Origin of the sequence: Affinundibacterium seohonense, from assembly GCF_014284305.1 — a bacterium.
GTDB lineage: Bacteria > Pseudomonadota > Gammaproteobacteria > Burkholderiales > Burkholderiaceae_D > Undibacterium > Undibacterium seohonense.
In genome coordinates this window covers 1-18,067 of sequence record NZ_JACOFW010000001.1, presented here as the reverse complement: position 1 = coordinate 18,067, position 18,067 = coordinate 1, and the positions used below count along the sequence as shown (strand labels likewise).

General features: G+C 47.6%; 14 protein-coding genes. 7 read left to right on the top strand and 7 right to left on the bottom strand.

The genetic code is table 11. The features are described 5' to 3' along the window. Positions 1–5: 5 nt before the first annotated feature. Positions 6–1,247 (bottom strand): extracellular solute-binding protein, encoded by a 1,242-nt coding sequence (locus H8K52_RS00070; RefSeq protein WP_186920485.1) that lies wholly within the window; start codon positions 1,245–1,247, stop codon positions 6–8. Between the two features lie 421 nt (positions 1,248–1,668). Between H8K52_RS00070 and H8K52_RS00065 the strand changes: the two genes are divergently transcribed. After that, a complete protein-coding gene (locus H8K52_RS00065) occupies positions 1,669–2,883 on the top strand; it encodes a DUF5009 domain-containing protein (protein WP_186920484.1) in 1,215 nt (404 codons plus the stop codon). Positions 2,884–2,951: 68 nt separating this feature from the next. On the opposite strand, the gene H8K52_RS00060 is transcribed toward H8K52_RS00065, so the two are convergent. Next, positions 2,952–3,584 carry a hypothetical protein gene (locus tag H8K52_RS00060; protein ID WP_186920483.1) on the bottom strand — a complete coding sequence of 211 codons (633 nt, stop codon included), beginning with the start codon at positions 3,582–3,584 and terminating at the stop codon, positions 2,952–2,954. Positions 3,585–3,841: 257 nt separating this feature from the next. Between H8K52_RS00060 and H8K52_RS00055 the strand changes: the two genes are divergently transcribed. From H8K52_RS00055 to H8K52_RS00035, 5 genes are all read left to right on the top strand, one after another. Then, a complete protein-coding gene (locus H8K52_RS00055) occupies positions 3,842–4,435 on the top strand; it encodes a DUF6882 domain-containing protein (protein ID WP_186920482.1) in 594 nt (197 codons plus the stop codon). Positions 4,436–4,514: 79 nt separating this feature from the next. Next, positions 4,515–5,093, top strand: coding sequence for an SAM-dependent methyltransferase (locus tag H8K52_RS00050; protein ID WP_186920481.1), 579 nt, complete (start codon positions 4,515–4,517; stop codon positions 5,091–5,093). Between the two features lie 276 nt (positions 5,094–5,369). Continuing rightward, on the top strand, positions 5,370–5,927 hold the full coding sequence (locus tag H8K52_RS00045; RefSeq protein WP_186920480.1) for a GbsR/MarR family transcriptional regulator: 558 nt from the start codon (positions 5,370–5,372) through the stop codon (positions 5,925–5,927). A 34-nt stretch (positions 5,928–5,961) separates the two neighbouring features. Beyond that, positions 5,962–7,353, top strand: coding sequence for a cytochrome ubiquinol oxidase subunit I (locus H8K52_RS00040; protein ID WP_186920479.1), 1,392 nt, complete (start codon positions 5,962–5,964; stop codon positions 7,351–7,353). Between the two features lie 3 nt (positions 7,354–7,356). Next, positions 7,357–8,391 carry a cytochrome d ubiquinol oxidase subunit II gene (locus tag H8K52_RS00035; RefSeq protein ID WP_186920478.1) on the top strand — a complete coding sequence of 345 codons (1,035 nt, stop codon included), beginning with the start codon at positions 7,357–7,359 and terminating at the stop codon, positions 8,389–8,391. Between the two features lie 147 nt (positions 8,392–8,538). Here the strand turns inward: H8K52_RS00035 and H8K52_RS00030 are convergent, their stop codons facing one another. From H8K52_RS00030 to acs, 4 genes are all read right to left on the bottom strand, one after another. Further along, on the bottom strand, positions 8,539–8,916 hold the full coding sequence (locus H8K52_RS00030) for a response regulator transcription factor (protein WP_186920477.1): 378 nt from the start codon (positions 8,914–8,916) through the stop codon (positions 8,539–8,541). Between the two features lie 125 nt (positions 8,917–9,041). After that, positions 9,042–11,834 (bottom strand): sensor histidine kinase, encoded by a 2,793-nt coding sequence (locus H8K52_RS00025; protein WP_186920476.1) that lies wholly within the window; start codon positions 11,832–11,834, stop codon positions 9,042–9,044. 1 nt (position 11,835) lies between these two features. Further along, on the bottom strand, positions 11,836–12,036 hold the full coding sequence (locus H8K52_RS00020) for a hypothetical protein (protein WP_186920475.1): 201 nt from the start codon (positions 12,034–12,036) through the stop codon (positions 11,836–11,838). A gap of 223 nt (positions 12,037–12,259) precedes the next feature. Beyond that, on the bottom strand, positions 12,260–14,242 hold the full coding sequence (gene acs, locus H8K52_RS00015) for an acetate--CoA ligase (RefSeq protein ID WP_186920474.1): 1,983 nt from the start codon (positions 14,240–14,242) through the stop codon (positions 12,260–12,262). 233 nt (positions 14,243–14,475) lie between these two features. Between acs and H8K52_RS00010 the strand changes: the two genes are divergently transcribed. Further along, positions 14,476–15,156, top strand: a complete 681-nt coding sequence (locus H8K52_RS00010; RefSeq protein ID WP_186920473.1) for a response regulator transcription factor — start codon at positions 14,476–14,478, stop codon at positions 15,154–15,156. Positions 15,157–15,361: 205 nt separating this feature from the next. Here the strand turns inward: H8K52_RS00010 and H8K52_RS00005 are convergent, their stop codons facing one another. Next, positions 15,362–17,047 carry an MFS transporter gene (locus H8K52_RS00005; protein WP_246464162.1) on the bottom strand — a complete coding sequence of 562 codons (1,686 nt, stop codon included), beginning with the start codon at positions 17,045–17,047 and terminating at the stop codon, positions 15,362–15,364. Positions 17,048–18,067: the final 1,020 nt, after the last annotated feature.

The window sequence follows — 18,067 nt, the reverse complement described above, 5'->3', positions numbered from 1 at the left end:
GAATGTTAAGGTTGCGCTTTCAAAATTGCATTGGCTTGCTGTGACGCCTGTTGCAAATTATTTTTGATCGTCGCTTGCGCGGATGTGGTCGTTGCGCCTGCAGGCGCTAGATTTAATGAGGTCACAATGTTCGCTATGTGAATTCGAAACACGTTTTCCAATTGTCCCCATGCAGTGACCACGGGATAATGTCGTCCTAGTTTAACTTGTTGAATAAATTCAGCGTAGTGCAAATCTTTGGTTAAAGACGGATCATTGGCCGCATCCAAGCGTGCCGGCAGCATGCCAGACAATTGACTGAATTTAACTTGAGCTGGACGTGAAACCAAATACTGCAATAACTTCCAGGCTTCTTCTTTATTTTTCGAAGACTTCATCATCGCCAGATCCGAGCCTGAGAAAAAAGTTTGATTCCCCTTGATACCTGCCGGATAGGAAGCTACGGCAAAATTTTGAGCCGCTGCGGTTTCTAATTGTCCACCTTTAGCCTTTGGCGTGTTCAACATTTTCAAAACCCAAGGCCCACTAAAAATCACCGCATATTGATTCGCAAAAAATCCAGACTCGATCTGTACGGAATCTTTTTCTAGCGCCGAACGCGGTACCAAGCCTTCCGCAGCAAAGCTAGTAAAGTAACTAATGGCCTGTAAGGTTTCGGGGGAATAAATACTCGATGACTTGCGATCTGGACTTAAGAAATCGCCGCCAGCATTCCAGATCCACGGTGCCAAATTATGTAAAATATCTGAATCATTTTTCCCTGGGTATCCTAAAGCTGCGACCTTCTTTCCCTCAAAATTCACACCATTAATCTTTTGCATCGCCTGTTTAAAGCTACTCCAATTCGCAAACGCCTCACTGGCTTTCACCCCCGCTTTTTTAAATAAGTCTTTCCGATAATAGGCAACACGTGCACCCGCATACCAAGGAATCGCAAAGACTTGTCCTTGATTATGTCGATGTGTCGTTACCCATAAGGCGGGGAAAAAAGCCCTTTCACCGCCGACCTCATTTTGCTGCGCCAAACTAATGGGCTCAAGTGCGTCTTTTGCAGAAATAGCAGCGACCCAGGTACTACCCAATTCCAACAAATCAGGACCTTGACCCGAAGCGGCGGCTGCACTAATTTTGGCCCACGCGTTTTCCCAATTTAATACCGTGACATTGACCCGCAAATGCGGATGACTCGCCAAATAGGGACGCAAGATTTCACGCATATCTTGCTGCGGTTGCGCTGTGGTGGACATGATCCAAATGTTGAGTTCAGATGCGTTGACCGATGTCGTTGTTGCTCCAACAGACAAAAACAAACAGCCTGATAAAAAAAACTGTCGCCAAACATTTCTGAATCTAGAGTCATTCGTTTTCATGTGGGATTAGGCAATTCAGATAAGTTCGAATAAGTTCGAATAAATTCAAATAAGGTCAGACTCTGCAGTGTGCCGCAATTCGTTTTCAAAGGGAATCCACACACGCCATAAGTAAGTACATTTACTTAGATTAGAAAGTAGTTCTATGCATTGTTGTTTATGATTGCCGAGAGTAAATTGCTGCTTGGCACTATGTCAAATTATGGCTTACGAGAACTTAAGTCTTTTAAACTATCTTTTTACATTTCTCACATTACCACCGTACATTTTATTTTCGCAATTTGAAAGTTTGTTTTCTATGCTAAATCCCATCAACACGTTACAGAATCAACGTGTCATCTCGATTGACGCTTTTCGTGGCATCACCTTTTTGATTATGATCATCGTCAATGAACTAGCAAGCGTTAATGGGATATCGATCTGGCTTAAACACATGCCCGCGGATGCCGATGCGATGAGCTTTCCTGACATTGTATTCCCGGCGTTTTTATTTATTGTCGGTATGTCGATTCCCTTTGGGATCAACTACCGTATCGCCAAAGGAGCAAGCCGATTTAGCTTAAACAGTCACATTGCCACACGTGCTGCAGCCTTAATTATTATGGGCTTATTTATGGTCAACGCAGAAGCTGGGTATCACCAGGCTTCGATGCCGATATCCATTCCAATGTGGTCATTGTTATCGTATCTGGGATTTATGTTGATCTGGGGTGTCTACCAATTCAAACAAGCGATTCTCAATCACATCTTATTTGTGTCTGGCATCGTCATATTGATCGTACTCGCTCTGCTTTATCGTGGCGGCACTGATGGCACCCAAATGATGTCGCCGCAGTGGTGGGGAATTTTAGGGCTGATTGGGTGGGCCTATCTGATTTCCTGTGTGATCTACCAAATCTGTCGGGGGCATCAAGGACTGCTCACGCTATCGATAGCTCTGTGCACCATGCTCTATTTACTATTGCACAGCAAGGCCTTCAGCAATCTCGCTGCCGATAATGATCTGCTAAAATTACTGGCGGCACTCGATGCACACGCCGCGCACAGCAGTATTGTGCTTGCCGGTATCGTGTGTAGTTTGATTTTCTTTGCAGAAGATGCTTCCCTCAAACAAGCGATGAGATTTATACGCGCATTTGGATTGATGTTTGTACTCGTCCTTGTGGCTAGTGCTTTAAGGCCCGAATTCAAAATTTCAAAAATCTACGCGACACCGTCTTGGTGCTTTTATTCAGCAGGGATTTGCATCGCAGTGTTTAGCTTTCTCTATTGGCTCATGGATCTGCGGAAAATACAAAGCTGGATGCTGCTTGTAAAACCCGCGGCGATCAATCCTATAATTTGCTATTTACTACCTTTTATAATTGAAGCAATTTTGGGTTTACTGCATTGGCATTCCCCATTACGCTCCTTGCAAGGCAATCTTGGGGTATTTGCTGCGATGCTTTACGCCAGCATGATCATCTTCCTCGTACATGGTTTGAATCAAATCAATTTCAGAATAAAATTCTGACACCCGATGTAATCCGATATTCACTCGATGCGGGAGTATGGGGTTAACTTGCTTCGAATCACTGAGAACTATTGGGTATCCATTCCGTTTCCACGCGCATTTTCAGATTCATTTTCACGTTCAATTGGGTTGGGTACATCGGCCTGATTCTGATTGGCTTGCGCCTTTTTTGTTTTCCATTTCGAATAAAAATGCGCGCCACCAGCTACCGCCCCTGTCACCGTTGCTACGACACCAATCACTGGCGCCGCTGCAACCAAGATAGGCGTACCAATCATTGCGGCACCAGTTGCGACGCCTGCGGCGATGCCAAATCCCATAGAAACCGTCTCGGTTTTTTCCTTGATCTCAAGGTGGTGTTCTTCTAATGTAACTTCGACTTTTCTCATGCCATCAACAACTTGATTGCCCACAAGTTTGGCGCCGTGAGTCGCGCTATCTGCTAATAGCAAACTTTTTTCCTTCACCTGCTCTATCATTGCCACAGTCGTCTCATGCTCCATGGCATTCACTAAGGATTGTTGCACTGACTTACCTGCCACCATCGCCAATGAGCTTACCTGAACCGCCTTATTCAATACGTCTTTGCCTGTCACCTGCGTAATATCTTGTGCCAGATTTTGCACATTAGTCAAACCACGTCCCGCACTGCTAGCCGACTGCAACGCCAATTGGCCAAGTTTTTCAAAGTGGTCTTTCATAGGAGCCTCCTGGATATACTAACAATTCACAAATTGAACTTGCCAAATTGTAAGCGTAGAAATCATTTTTTCAATAGCAATAACTCAAACGCTTTACCGATCAAATCAGAAAAGTATAGGCTCAATGTCGCTTAGATTAAGCAATCTAGTGCATAAAAAGGATAAAGAAAAACCTCCTGTTATAATGCCGGACACCCCCAAAAAAGCACCTACAAAAACACAAGTTTTTGATTTTACTAGGTTTTTTATTAGCATTTATGAGTAACTTCTTAAAATTCTTCCGTCAACTTTTACCTCGGCTCTTTGGTTCTGCACCCTCGCCCGAAGCCGACGCCTTCATTGCAACAGCGCATGAAGAAATGCTCGCCCAACATTCGCAGCACGCCTCAAGCTGGCAATTTGGCAAAGAAAAAGGCTGGTCCGCAGATTTAGAAGCTGGCATCATCGTGTTTCAATTTGCCGGAGATCGCACCGGTACCAGCCATTTCCAAACCATTGGCGTCTACGATGAGGCGAGCGAATGCTTTATTTGGGGTTGGTCACAAACGACACTCCCAGCAACAATTCGCCAGCATGCCGATCTGGCTAAACTTTGGGGACAAACACAGCGACAAGCTTTATTTAAAGCGCCTAGCATCAAGTGCAGCATGGACGACGCATGGAAATTAGCGGCGGCGACCAGAAAAATCGCAGGTGCGCACAGCGTCTATCGTGGCCGCATTGGCAATCGCTACATCTTTATGACGACAGAAGAAATTCACATTAACGATCGCAATAGTCCCACAACGCCCGCTGCATCTATCAAACACAAACCCGATTGGACCAAAGGCCGACATCGCAGCACTTGGTAAGTGGCGCAATAACAGCATCACATCATCCCAGTAAGCTGTCTTGCAACGTCGCTTCATTCCTTCATTATTCAATTAAGCTATGCTCATCATTACGATCAAACAAGGTAAAGAAAAAAGCCTGTTAGAAAAAGATCCCTGGATCTATCTTTCAGCAATTGAACGCGTCGATGGTAAATTTCACGAGAAAATGAAATTCGGTGCGACCTGCTTAGTACGCTCGTCGAAAAACGAGTTTTTAGCGCGCGCAGGCTGGAGTCCACAATCGCAAATTCGAGCGCGGGTCTGGAGCTTTGATGAGTCCGAAGCAGTTGACCATGCCATGTTCAAACGCCGCATTCAGGCAGCATTGGCGAAGCGTCTGCCACTACAGGCGAAGCCAGGAAAACCACAACGATTGATCAATGCGGAAGAAGATCAACTGCCGGGCCTTGTCGTCGAATACCACGCGATTCAACATGGTTTTCTGGCGTGCCAATTTCAGGCGGCGGGTGTTGATGCGTGGAAAGTCGCCATCGTCAAAACTTTGATCGCGGAGACTGGTTGCCCGAATGTCTATGAACATACTGATTATTTGATGCGCAAAGCGGAAGGCCTATCTGGTGGTGCAGGCGTATTAGCTGGTGATGAACCGCCGGCAGATTTATCAAACATTCGCTGAGCGACTTCAAACAAGATCAGTTGCGCTTACTTAGCAACTGATCACCTCATCTCTTTCCCACTTTTTCCTTAGTAAATACGGCCTTGCCAAGCACGTAAAAAGAGAAATTACAGCGACTATCGTCGGCACGCTATCACTTTTAACCGCAAAAGTCGCAAGACGATTCGTCCCCCTATTCAAATTCACGCACAAAAAACGCGAAAAAAATAATCGTGCTATATTTCCTGAAATTACTGGAAATTCAAATATTACGGGAACTACAAACAAGGATCCATCATGAGCATCAGTCCAACCAAGGAAAAATTCATCTCACATTTTGGCGAAATGGGCAGCCGCTGGGGCATTAATCGTACCGTCGGGCAAATTTACGCGCTAATTTTTCTCAGCGAAAAACCACTATGTGCGGACGAGATTGCTGAAGAGTTGACCTTCTCCCGTTCCAATGTCGGCATGAGCCTCAAAGAATTACAAGCATGGCGCTTGGTCAAGCTGGTACACATTCCGGGCGAACGCAGAGAGTTCTTTGAAGCACCGAAGGATGTCTGGGAAATTTTCCGCAACCTGGTTGAAGAACGTCGTCGTCGTGAAGTTGAACCGACGCTCTCAATGTTACGCGAAGCCTTGCTCAAAAACGATGCCAACGAAGATGAAGAGTACGCACTTGGTCGTATTCAACAAATGCACGATCTGATTGAAATGACGAGCGCGTGGTTTGACGACGTTGAAAAACTCTCGCCAGAAACCTTGCAAACCCTGATGAAAATGGGTTCAAAAGTCGTGAAGATTATAGAATTTACCGATCGTCTTCGCCTCGATGGCAAGTCCAAAAATTAGCTAAACCCGATCAAATACACTCAGAGAATTCATCATGTCAGCGGAACTCGCAAGTAGCTTCGACCCCATGCTGTTGGCGCGCATCCAGTTTGCCGCCAATATCAGTTTTCACATTCTTTTTCCCAGCATCAGTATTGCGCTTGGCTGGGTGCTGGTCTTTTTCAAATGGCGCTATAACCGCACCCAGGCAGAACAGTGGCAACGCGCCTACTATTTTTGGGTGAAAGTATTTGCCCTGAGTTTCGCCCTGGGCGTGGTGAGCGGCATTACGATGAGCTTTCAATTCGGCACCAACTGGCCGGGCTTTATGGAAAAAGTTGGCAACATCGCTGGGCCTTTACTCGCTTACGAAATTTTGACGGCGTTTTTCTTAGAAGCGACTTTTCTCGGCATTATGCTGTTCGGTCAAAAGCGTGTCGGTGAACGACTGCATACCATCGCTACCATGTTGGTCGCAGGTGGCACAACGCTCTCCGTGTTTTGGATCATTGCCTTAAACTCGTGGATGCATACACCCGTCGGATTTGAAATAATCAACGGTCAAGCGCACGCGACCAACTGGTTGCAGATTATTTTCAATCCATCCATGCCGTATCGCTTCACGCACATGATGCTGGCCTCTGGTTTAACCGTAGCGTTCTTGATCGCCGGCATCAGCAGCTATCGTTATTTGCGAGGTGGAAGTAGTGATCAGAGTGGTGAGATTCTGATTGGCATCAAAACGGGTGTGACACTCGCCGCGATCTTGATTCCGCTACAAATTCTGGTCGGTGATTTGCATGGCCTCAATACCTTGCAACATCAACCCGCAAAAATCGCGGCGATGGAAGGCATTTGGGAAACACAAAAAGGCGCACCAGCAATTTTATTTGCGATTCCAGACCAGAAAGAACGCGTCAATAAAGCAGAAATCGCCATACCCAAATTGGCATCGCTCTATCTTACGCATGATATGAATGGTGAGATCAAAGGACTCAATGATTTTGTCGGCAAACATCCACCAGTTGCACCTGTCTTTTATGCATTTCGCATCATGGTCGGCGTGGGCTTATTGATGCTGGCTATTTCCTGGCTCGCGTCTTGGTATGTATGGCGTAAGCCAGCCCTACCGGCATTGGTTTCACGTGCCTTGGTCGCAATGAGTTTTTCTGGTTGGGTCGCGTTGCTAGCGGGTTGGTACACCACTGAAATTGGACGCCAACCGTACTTGGTTCAAGGCGTACTCACCACCGCCGAGGCAGCAGCAAAGATTCCCGTGCCGATGTTAGCAAGTACCTTGATTATGTATTTAACGCTGTATGTGTTCCTGATTATTTCGTATATCTCGGTGGTGTTCTACCTAGCTCGTAAAGCAGATAGCGCAACAAGCGCCACTACAGTATCAAGCACAGCATCAACCACAGCATCAACTACATCCAGAGGATAAATCATGATCACTCCACTCCATCCCGATTTATCCCAACCCGCGGGTTGGTTACCGCTCGCCTTTCTGATCGTCATGGGCCTGGCCATGTTGGCATATGTGATTTTAGATGGCTACGATCTCGGCGTCGGCATCTTGATGCGTCATGCTGAAGACTCAGAAAAAGACATGATGATTGCTTCCATCGGCCCTTTTTGGGACGCCAATGAAACCTGGCTAGTGCTAGGCGTCGGTATCTTGTTAGTCGCCTTCCCCACCGCACACGGACAAATCCTCGGCGCGCTGTATTTACCGGTCGCGATCATGCTACTTGGCTTGATCTTACGCGGTGTTGCTTTTGATTTTCGGGTCAAAGCCCACGCGCAAAATAAGCCTGCATGGAATTTCGCTTTTCATCTTGGATCGATACTCGCCGCATTTTCACAAGGCTTCATGCTCGGCATGTTGGTCATCGGTTTTCAAAGCAGTTTTTGGAGCTATGCATTTGCCAGCTTGATCGGCTTATGTCTGATGGCGGCTTACTGCCTGTTAGGCGCGACGTGGTTACTCATGAAGTCGGAAGGTCAACTGCAAATCAAAGCGGCGAGCTGGGCACGACGCAGTTTATGGCTAGCGGGCATCGGCATTGCAACCATCTCCATCGTCACGCCCTTCGCCAGTCCCAGCATTGCAGCAAAATGGTTTAGCTTCCCTAACTTCATCTTGCTCTTTCCCATTCCACTGATCACAGCCATTTTATTTTGGTGGATAGACAGAATTTTAAAGCGCCTCCCCACGCAATTAGCACAAGGCAACCACCGTTGGATTTGGACACCCTTCGCCAGCACGGTTGGGATTTTTTTCCTAGCATTTCATGGCTTGGCATATAGCCTATTCCCCTACCTCATCATTGACAAAATCACGATCTGGCAAGCAGCCAGCGCTCCTGAATCTTTGATGATTATCTTTGTGGGTGCTTGTATCGTTTTGCCAGTGATCATTGGATACACGGTGATGGCATATCGAATTTTCTGGGGTAAAGCGAGCTTGCTTGAGTATTGAGTTTTTTGATTTTTATTGGTGAGGCTTGTTAGTGATTAATCGCGCAAAGCTCGTAAAGCATGGTTTTGCGCCTTGCCACCGAGAGGCCGGCATACCAGCGCCTTGACCGATGTAGAGCACCTTACTTTTTGGCTCAAAAATTACGCATCAAGTCATGATCGTTTTAATTTTTCGCATTAGCTCTCTGGGGGAAAATGGTTTTGTGACGTAGGCATCTGCGCCCAAGGCCATTCCCCGTTCAATGTCGCTATCGCGGCCGCAGGCTGTCAGTAGGATGATACGCGAATGCGCATGCGTTGGATTTGCGCGTAAGGCTTCACATACTTCATAGCCCGATTTTCTCGGCATCATTACGTCTAGCAAAACCAGATCGGGCGAGAATTCGGCGGCCACTTTCAATGCCGCTTCTCCATCGGCTACAGTCGCTACTTGATATCCTTCTTTTCGCATCAGGTATTCAAGTGAAATAACAATGTTAGCTTCATCGTCGGCAATCAGGACACGTAAAGATCTCGTTTCACTCATGACAGCACACCTTCTTGATCAAGTTTATTATTGATAGAGACCTCTGCACAACTTACTACGCGGCCGAAGTTTGAGTCTGCGATGCTCGCTGTGCTCTAGCACAGGTGCGCTTCTCGACTCAAACTTCAGCCGCTCGCTACAGTTGTGCAGAGATCTCTGACATGGCGTGGCAGCGTAAAGCAAAAACAAGCGCCATTCGCACCCTGCGGTGCAGCCTCAGCCCACAGTCGCCCACCAAAATGTTCCACGATCTGTCGGCTGATTGGCAATCCTAAACCAGTGCCTTTTGGTTTATCGGTAAGAGAGTCGCGATTACCTGCACCCTGATGAAATTTTTCAAAGATCAGTTCATGGTCGTCGGCGTTAATGCCGGGTCCGTTGTCACACACTCTGATAAGAACATCGCTATCAATACTATATGCAGAGACAGTTACGACACCGCCTGTCGCTGGTACAAATTTGAATGCGTTGGACAGCAAATTCTGCATCACTTGGATTAGCCTATCTCTATCCGCCATCACCATCAATCCAGATTCGACCTGATCCATGTTGAGCGTAATCTGACGTTCTGCAGAGATTGCCGTGAGTGCTGTGCTAGCTGACAAAATAAGTTCCGCGACATCCACCGTGCTAATGACCCACTCTCCACGCCCCGATTCCAATTTGGCCATATCGAGAATTTGATTAATCAGACGTGAAAGCCGTTCAGTCTCACTGACGATGATACTAAGGAAGCGCGTACGTTCATTGACCGTCATGCTAGGATCATCGTGCAGAATTTCAGAAAATAGGCGAATCGAAGTCAATGGCGTGCGCAGTTCATGGGTCACCGTGGCGACGAAATAATCTTTCATCTGATCGAGTTGCTGCAAGCGCTGATTGGCATCCCGCAATTCGGCTGTCGCGCGGGTCAGTTCACGTGATTTTTCCTCGATCTCGCGGCTATAACTACGTAGCTGTGAGGCTTCATCAAGAATACTCATCACTTCCTCCATGTCCAGCGCCTCCTCCGTGACAACCGATGCGAGCATGGCACGTGCCGACGCTGAGCCGATGGCACCAGCAAGCAAGGCTTCAGCAAAATTGACCAACTGTGCATCTGCGGGCAACTGGGCAGGACTCGAAAAGCCCCGTTCTTGTGCATAGCGAGCAAAAGCTTCTTGGGTGTGTTCAGCGCCCAAAAAGCGGCTCACAAGTGGGATCAGTTCAGAAAGTTTTGCACCGCCACTCCAAGTACCTGGATGCATAGCCTGAGAGCCGCGTGATACAAACAAATTCGCCTGCCGCGCCTCTCCGACGTTGGGCGCGCGCATAAGTGAAACACCGATGTAGGCACTCAGATTTGCCAACAAACTCCAAACGATGCAGTGGGTGATGACATCTAAACCATTTAGCCCAAACAGATGCAAGGGATGCAGCATCTCAATTCCGAAAAAACCACTCTCCATGAACTTGGCGGGAAGCCAGCCAGACTTGGCAAACGAAGGCAGTAGCAAGGTGTACATCCAGACTGAAAATCCGGCCAACAAGCCTGCCACTGCGCCATTGCGGGTGCCGCCCTTCCAATACAAACCGCCCAATACAGCCGGCGCAAATTGAGCGACTGCGGCGAAAGAAATTAAACCAATTGATACTAAAGCGTAGGCCTCACCCGCAAATCGAAAATAGCCGTAACTCAACGCCAATATCAAGACGATTGCGACACGGCGAATAGTGAGTAAAACGCGAGACAAATTGCGGTGCGTTGACAACAGCACGGGTGCAAAACGTAGTAGCACGGGCATCAGCAAATCATTGCAAATCATGGTCGCCAATGCGATGGTTTCCACGATCACCATACCGGTCGCGGCAGAAAGCCCACCGATATAGGCTAACAATGCTAGTGCTTGTTGATGCTGTGCCATGGGCAATGTTAAGACAAAGGTATCGGCATCGACGCCTGATGGAAAGTACAGCAAGCCTGCCATCGCCACCGGCAATACGAACAAGTTGATGAGAAATAGGTAGAGTGGGAACAGCCAAACCGCCCGTTTTAGATGGGACTCATTGACGTTTTCAACCACGGCAATCTGGAACTGTCGCGGTAACAACAACGAGGCCAGCATGGACAAGAACACCAGGGCACCCCAACTGCCATAAACCAAGGGCGTATGGCCTGACATATGAGCAGTTGCGCTACTTTGCGGAATGACCGGTGCCGGCATCGCGCTAAAGGTTTTAAACTTAGAAAATATGTCACCGACACCATCGTGCATTCCCCACACGACAAAAATACCGACGGCAAGAAAAGCCAACAATTTCACCACTGACTCAAAGGCGATCGCCGCTACCATGCCTTCGTGGCGCTCAGTTGCATCGAGATGTCGGGTACCGAAAAAGATCGTGAAACAGGCCAAAATTGCCGCAGTATAGAGCGCCCCATCTTGCAGTAGAGGCACAGCCGCAATACTGGTTGGCATCACGATTTCTGGGTAGCGCACAAGGATTCCAAAACTATTCGACACTGCCTTAAGTTGCAGCGCAATGTAGGGAACCACGCCAACCACCGCGATCACCGTGACCAAGCCACCTAATAATTGGCTCTTCCCATAACGCGAGGCAATCAGATCAGCGATTGAGGTAATCCGATTGACCTTGGACACCCTGATCATTTTCAACACCACAAAACCTGCCAATGCAAATAGCAGTGTCGGCCCAAGATAGATGGGCAAGAAATCCACACCGTTCGAAGCTGCCCGACCAACGCTGCCGTAAAACGTCCAAGTGGTGCAATACACGCCAAGCGACAATGCGTAAATCTGAGGATTGGCGATCAATGAACGCCCGGCGTCCGCACGCCGGTCTGCCACCCACGCGATTAAGAATAGAACGGCGAGATAAACCAAAGAAACGAGAATAATCAGCCATCCCTGCAGCATCCTAGTCCTTCGCTCCTTCGGTGACCCATGCCATCAGGACGATCAAAGTCAACCACGCCCCCATCAACCAAGCATACAACACGGGAATGCCGAAAATACTGGCTGACTTGTCGAAAATCGACAACACTGGGTAGTTAAACCAAATGCAGCCAAGCAAAAACAAAGCTGCCAGTCTTTGCTTTGATAAACGAGAACGTATCATGGGTGTCTCCTTTTCATCGGTTTCAACCCAGATTTTCGATTAGGATTTGTGATGATGACGGATGCACTTTTCGAGGCAGTTTTGTTGCGAGTGAGGAGCAAATAGCGAGCTATTTGCAACGAAGAGCGACAAAAATGACCGAAAATGCGCCGTCAGCACACAAATAGCACCGCAGGTGCGCCTAATGGCAAATCTGGGTTCAAGCCTTAGCGAGTAATTAGACTCAGGCATTTTGCTTGAGTTGATCGAGTATCCCTGGATTTTCCAAGGTTGAGACATCTTGGGTGATATCTTCGTTTTTGGCAAGTGAACGCAGCAAGCGACGCATGATTTTACCGGAGCGGGTTTTGGGCAAGTTATCGCCAAAACGGATGTCCTTAGGTTTAGCGATCGGCCCAATTTCCTTGGTAATCCAACTGCGCAATTGATTCGCAATTTCTGCAGCTTCGGCGCCACTAGGACGCGCTTGTTTGAGTACCACGAAGGCGCAAATCGCTTCACCAGTCACATCGTCTGGACGACCGACGACTGCAGCCTCCGCGACCAAGGGATTCGATGCCAATGCGGATTCAATTTCCATCGTCCCCATGCGATGTCCTGCAACATTGAGTACATCATCAATGCGGCCCATGATCGTAAAATAACCGGTATTCGGATCGCGCATCGCGCCATCCCCAGCCAGATACAGATTCCCACCCAAATCCGCTGGGAAATAGGAATTCGCATATCGCTGTGGATCGCCATAGATCGTCCGTATCATAGAAGGCCAAGGCTTCTTGACCACTAACAGGCCGCCCTTACCCCACTCCAACTCCAGCCCAGTTTCATCCACCACAGAGGCCTGAATGCCAGGAAATGGCAAAGTGCAAGAACCTGGAACCAGCGGTGTAACGCCTGGCAAGGGGGTGATCATATGGCCACCAGTTTCTGTCTGCCAAAAGGTATCGACAATAGGACAACGCGAACCACCAACCTGCTCGTAGTACCACATCCAAGCGTCGGGGTTAATCGGCTCACCGACCGAACCGAGGATACGCAGGCTTGTGAGATCATAATTTTTTGGATGGGTTTCTGGGCTGATTTCCCCTGCTTTGATCAAGGAGCGGATTGCGGTTGGTGCCGTATAAAAAACACTGACCTTGTGGTTTTGTATCATGTGCCAGAATCGACCCGCATTTGGATAAGTCGGTACACCTTCAAACATAAGCTGGGTGGCTCCGCAAGCGAGCGGGCCATAGGCAATATAAGTATGCCCAGTGACCCAACCGATGTCCGCCGTGCACCAGAACACATCGTCCGCTTGAATATCAAAAGTCCATTTCATAGTCAGTGCAGCGTGCAGCAAATAGCCGCCTGAGCTATGTTGTACACCTTTGGGCTTTCCTGTAGAGCCAGACGTATAGAGTAAAAATAAAGGATGCTCAGCACCAACCCATTCTGGTTCACAGGTCTGAGCTTGCTCTCGCACTGCATCGTGCCACCATACATCGCGCCCTGCCTGCATACTGCAGTCGTCACCGGTACGCTGAAATACAATCACTGAATGAACCATCTCGCAACCACCCATGGCGATGGCATCATCCACGGCAGGCTTTAATGGGATGCGTTTCCCACCACGGCACTGTCCATCCGCGGTAATCACAGCCACCGTGCCCGCATCAACGATACGTTCGTGAATCGACTTGGCAGAGAAACCACCAAACACCACAGAATGAATGGCACCAATTCGCGCACATGCCTGCATCGCGACAACGCCTTCAATCGACATCGGCAGATAGATCAACACGCGGTCGCCTGGTTTAACACCCCTTGCTCTAAGAGCATTTGCCAATTGGCAGACTCTAGCCAACAGCTGCTGATAGGTGATACGACTAAGCTGTCCGTCATCTGCCTCAAAAATAATCGCCAGCTTATCACCAAGCCCAGCCTCCACATGACGATCTAAACAGTTATACGAGACGTTGAGAGTTCCGTCAGCAAACCATTGATAAAATGGCGCTCTACTTTCATCAAGTGATGTCGTAAATTCCTTTTTCCATGTCAGATGTTCTCGGGCAAGACGCGCCCAATAGCCCGAATAGTCGGTCTCTGCTTCTTGGCAGAGGGCATCGTAAGCGACTCTCCCAGAAATGGTGGAACGCTCTACTAATGCTTCTGCAGGTGGAAAAATACGGTTTTCGATTAACACTGAATTGATGACTGACATGAAGGTCTCCTCTTTGGGGTAAAACTTATATTTGTAAAAGTCTCGCTACAGGGTTAACCAGCAAAACTTCCTTGTGACAAATTTACCCAACCAGCCTTACGTGGGTCTTACGTTGGTCTTACGTGGCTTTTTAGAGAAATGCTGAAATCCACTTTTTACAACACATTGGCAGTGAGCCTATTAGTGTGGCAGAATCGTTTTTTTTCAACGCAGCCCCATTGCCAAATCCACCCATGAGAATTTTGCTAGCCGAAGATGATCAAACAATCGCGCTCGGATTGGTGACAGCCCTTCGCAAGGAAGCTTATGCGGTCGATCACGTCGAAGACGGCGCCATGGCGGACGCTGCCTTAATGTCACAAGCTTATGACTTGCTCATACTTGATTTGAGCTTACCGCGACTATCCGGAATTGAAGTACTCACACGTTTGCGACACCGAAAAAACAACACAGCGGTGTTGATATTGACCGGTCGTGACGGTGTCGATGATTGTGTGCGCGGTCTTGATGCCGGTGCTGATGACTATCTAGCCAAACCATTTGCCTTGGCAGAACTTTTTGCACGGGTTCGGGCATTGACACGTCGAGGAAGTGGCAACACCAACCACATTGTCTTTGGATCCTTATCCTACAATCAAGCCGATCGCGAGGCGCACATCAATGGCGAACTTCTCAAACTCTCTGCGCGCGAATTGGCCTTACTAGAACTATTGGTTCTGCGCGCTGGAAAAATGGTCGGCAAGGAACAACTCATCGATAAATTGTGTAGCTGGGGGGAAGAAGTCAGTAGCAATGCGATCGAAGTTTACGTGCACCGCTTGCGCAAAAAGTTGGAGATTGGCGACATCAGAATTACTACCGTGCGTGGCATAGGCTACTCTCTTGAGCTGGCACCATCAGGATCGAATCACTAGTTACTTCTCAAGCGATTTTCATGCCTTTCGCCTCCTATTTCGCGCAGCATAAACATGTGTCGATCAGACCTAAGAAATAAGAATCAACAGTAAAAAAAACGAAGCGTTATTAAAAAAAATGCCCGCTCTGAGAATGATCAGAATGACGGGCATTTTTTCATTTGGCTACTTTAAGGACTTAGTCTACTTCATGCAGAGGTCTCGATTAATCGCCTGCATAAATGTCGACATCCTTAGTTTCTTTGACGAAAAGCATACCGATTACGAAGGTCACACTGGCAATGATGATTGGATACCACAAGCCGTTATACATATTGCCGGTTTGGGCGACAATCGCGACGCCAGTGGCAGGTAAAAGTCCACCGAACCAGCCGTTGCCGATGTGATACGGCAAGGACATTGACGTATAACGAATGCGAGTTGGGAACATTTCAACTAACATCGCTGCGATTGGGCCATATACCATCGTGACGTAAATCACTAAGATAGACAGGATCAAAATGACCAATGGCTTATTGACTCCTTTTGGGTCTGCTTTAGCAGGATATCCTGCAGCAACTAACGCAGAAGTCACCGCTTTCTCAAATGCTGCCTTTTTAGCTTTAGCTTCCGGAGCAGCGAGGCCAGTTGATGTGTAGGATTCGATAATCGTATTGCCAATCGCAATTGTAGCAACGCCAGTGCCTTCAACAGTTTCATAACTTCCTGAATTGGCTGCTAAGACCTGTTTGGCGATATCGCATGACGTTGTGAACTTAGCGACACCTGTAGGATTAAATTGAAATGAACATTCAGCAGGATTCGCAGTGACCACAATCTTGTTCGCCGCTTGTGCCGCAGCAAGCGCTGGATTCGCTGCCTCAGTCAATGCCTTAAACAAAGGAAAATACGTCAAAGCAGCAATCAAACAGCCTGCCATGATGATAGGTTTGCGACCTATCTTATCTGACAAGGCACCGAACACGACAAAAAATGGCGTGCCAATCACAAGCGACGCAGCAATCATCAAATTCGCTGTAGCGTTATCAACTTTTAAGGTATTCGTCAAAAAGAACAAGGCGTAAAACTGACCGGTATACCAAACAACCGCTTGTCCTGCCGTTAAGCCAACCAAAGCCAAAATGACGATTTTAAGATTACCCCATTTACCGAAAGACTCCGTCAACGGTGCTTTAGAAACCTTGCCTTCTGCCTTCATTTTTGCGAAAGCTGGAGATTCATGCATCGTCATCCGAATCCAAACTGAGACGCCGAGCAAAATGGCTGAGAACAAGAACGGAATGCGCCATCCCCAATCTGCGAACGCTTCTTCACCTACAATTGTGCGCGATCCGAGGATAACGAGCAATGAGAGAAATAGACCCAATGTTGCCGTGGTCTGAATAAACGAGGTATAGAACCCGCGCTTATTGCGCGGCGAATGTTCTGCCACATAAGTCGCAGCACCGCCGTATTCACCGCCAAGTGCTAAGCCTTGCAACATGCGCAGAAGTATTAGCAGGATCGGTGCCGCGATACCTATCTGTTGATAGCCTGGTAGTAAACCTACGACAAATGTTGCTCCGCCCATGAGGACGATCGTGACTAGGAAAGTATATTTACGTCCAATCATGTCGCCAAGACGCCCAAAAACCAGCGCACCAAACGGACGAACAATAAAACCTGCGGCAAATGCCAACAGTGAGAAAATCATCTGTGAATTTGGGTCTAGAGCAGTAAAGAATTTCTTACCGATGATGGCAGCAAGTGTGCCGTACAGATAAAAGTCATACCACTCAAAAACGGTTCCCAATGAGGATCCGAAAATAACCTTACGCTCCTCTTTTGTCATATCCTGACTTGCGGTATGTGAGCTACTCACACCTTGATTTACAACACCTGAATTACTCATGCTATGTCTCCTTTTAGTTTTTTAGTACTCGGTTTGTCCACCTAATTTCACAAATCTTCATACCGATTTACTAAAAAACGGTCGAATCAATCTGTCGGAAAACCTAGATCTTTCGGGGAAAATTGGCGTTTAATCTATCGCCAATCGTGTCGTTGAACTAGCATCTTTATTTTCTTAAAGAGAGCACAGAACAACAAACCTTCCTCGGTAAAGAGCGCACTTTTTGTATGTGCTTCTCCTTATGACTCTGAACTCTAGACCGCAAGTCTTACACTAAACTTACTGGATCGCAGATAGATCACTGCTTGTGGGGTGATTACCTGAGACGCCACACTTTTGGAGAGAATCGGCTGAAATTTGGGCGTTAATCTCTACAGCGATGATGCTAGATCTACATAATTGCTGTTGTTTATTGGCGTAGGAGAAGATCTTATGTTGAAGGCGGCGGTTTGTTTTTTTGCTGTTTGGAGTGCCGCTTACGCTGCTGGTAATCGCTGGCTAGTGCTGCTATTAAAACCAAAAACGCACTTGAATTGAGTTTGGTGATTTTGTTTCTTCTGCATGAATATTTGGAGAGAAACAAAATGTAGGGCGTCAATAGCGACAGCGTATTGCGCCGAATGGAATGCATAAATCTTCATTGAATAATGAGATTTTTTGAGGTGAACAACCATTTTTATTGTTGCACAGCCTTCTTGCGGCGCAATACGCTAACGCTATTGCGTATATGGACTCCTCCAATATTGCAAATTTTTTTGTTCAAACAAAAGGTGTAACTGCTCGCGTATATCCGGCTTCTATCTGGGCACCGTCGCGCCCGAGCCATAATGGAATCTGCGCGCTTGCTCCAGAACGCCCTAGCGACCTTATCTCTTTCAAGACAGTGGGCCTTCTCAATAGGCTGGTGATTCAAGCGCCGGTCTAACCTGTTTGCCATCACTTCAAAAATTCGCAATTACTGCTGAAACACTTTTTCGACTTCAATACTTCCCTCAGCGACTACATCATTGCACCTCGATA

Bases quoted from the DNA above. Each gene is read 5' to 3' on its own strand.
- H8K52_RS00025 (WP_186920476.1), bottom strand. From the start codon at position 11,834: ATGCTGCAGGGATGGCTGATTATTCTCGTTTCTTTGGTTTATCTCGCC.
- H8K52_RS00035 (WP_186920478.1), top strand. From the start codon at position 7,357: ATGATCACTCCACTCCATCCCGATTTATCCCAACCCGCGGGTTGGTTA.
- H8K52_RS00065 (WP_186920484.1), top strand. From the start codon at position 1,669: ATGCTAAATCCCATCAACACGTTACAGAATCAACGTGTCATCTCGATT.
- H8K52_RS00005 (WP_246464162.1), bottom strand. From the start codon at position 17,047: ATGAGTAATTCAGGTGTTGTAAATCAAGGTGTGAGTAGCTCACATACC.
- H8K52_RS00070 (WP_186920485.1), bottom strand. From the start codon at position 1,247: ATGTCCACCACAGCGCAACCGCAGCAAGATATGCGTGAAATCTTGCGT.
- H8K52_RS00060 (WP_186920483.1), bottom strand. From the start codon at position 3,584: ATGAAAGACCACTTTGAAAAACTTGGCCAATTGGCGTTGCAGTCGGCT.
- H8K52_RS00040 (WP_186920479.1), top strand. From the start codon at position 5,962: ATGTCAGCGGAACTCGCAAGTAGCTTCGACCCCATGCTGTTGGCGCGC.
- H8K52_RS00050 (WP_186920481.1), top strand. From the start codon at position 4,515: ATGCTCATCATTACGATCAAACAAGGTAAAGAAAAAAGCCTGTTAGAA.
- H8K52_RS00045 (WP_186920480.1), top strand. From the start codon at position 5,370: ATGAGCATCAGTCCAACCAAGGAAAAATTCATCTCACATTTTGGCGAA.
- H8K52_RS00055 (WP_186920482.1), top strand. From the start codon at position 3,842: ATGAGTAACTTCTTAAAATTCTTCCGTCAACTTTTACCTCGGCTCTTT.
- H8K52_RS00010 (WP_186920473.1), top strand. From the start codon at position 14,476: ATGAGAATTTTGCTAGCCGAAGATGATCAAACAATCGCGCTCGGATTG.
- acs (WP_186920474.1), bottom strand. From the start codon at position 14,242: ATGTCAGTCATCAATTCAGTGTTAATCGAAAACCGTATTTTTCCACCT.
- H8K52_RS00020 (WP_186920475.1), bottom strand. From the start codon at position 12,036: ATGATACGTTCTCGTTTATCAAAGCAAAGACTGGCAGCTTTGTTTTTG.
- H8K52_RS00030 (WP_186920477.1), bottom strand. From the start codon at position 8,916: ATGAGTGAAACGAGATCTTTACGTGTCCTGATTGCCGACGATGAAGCT.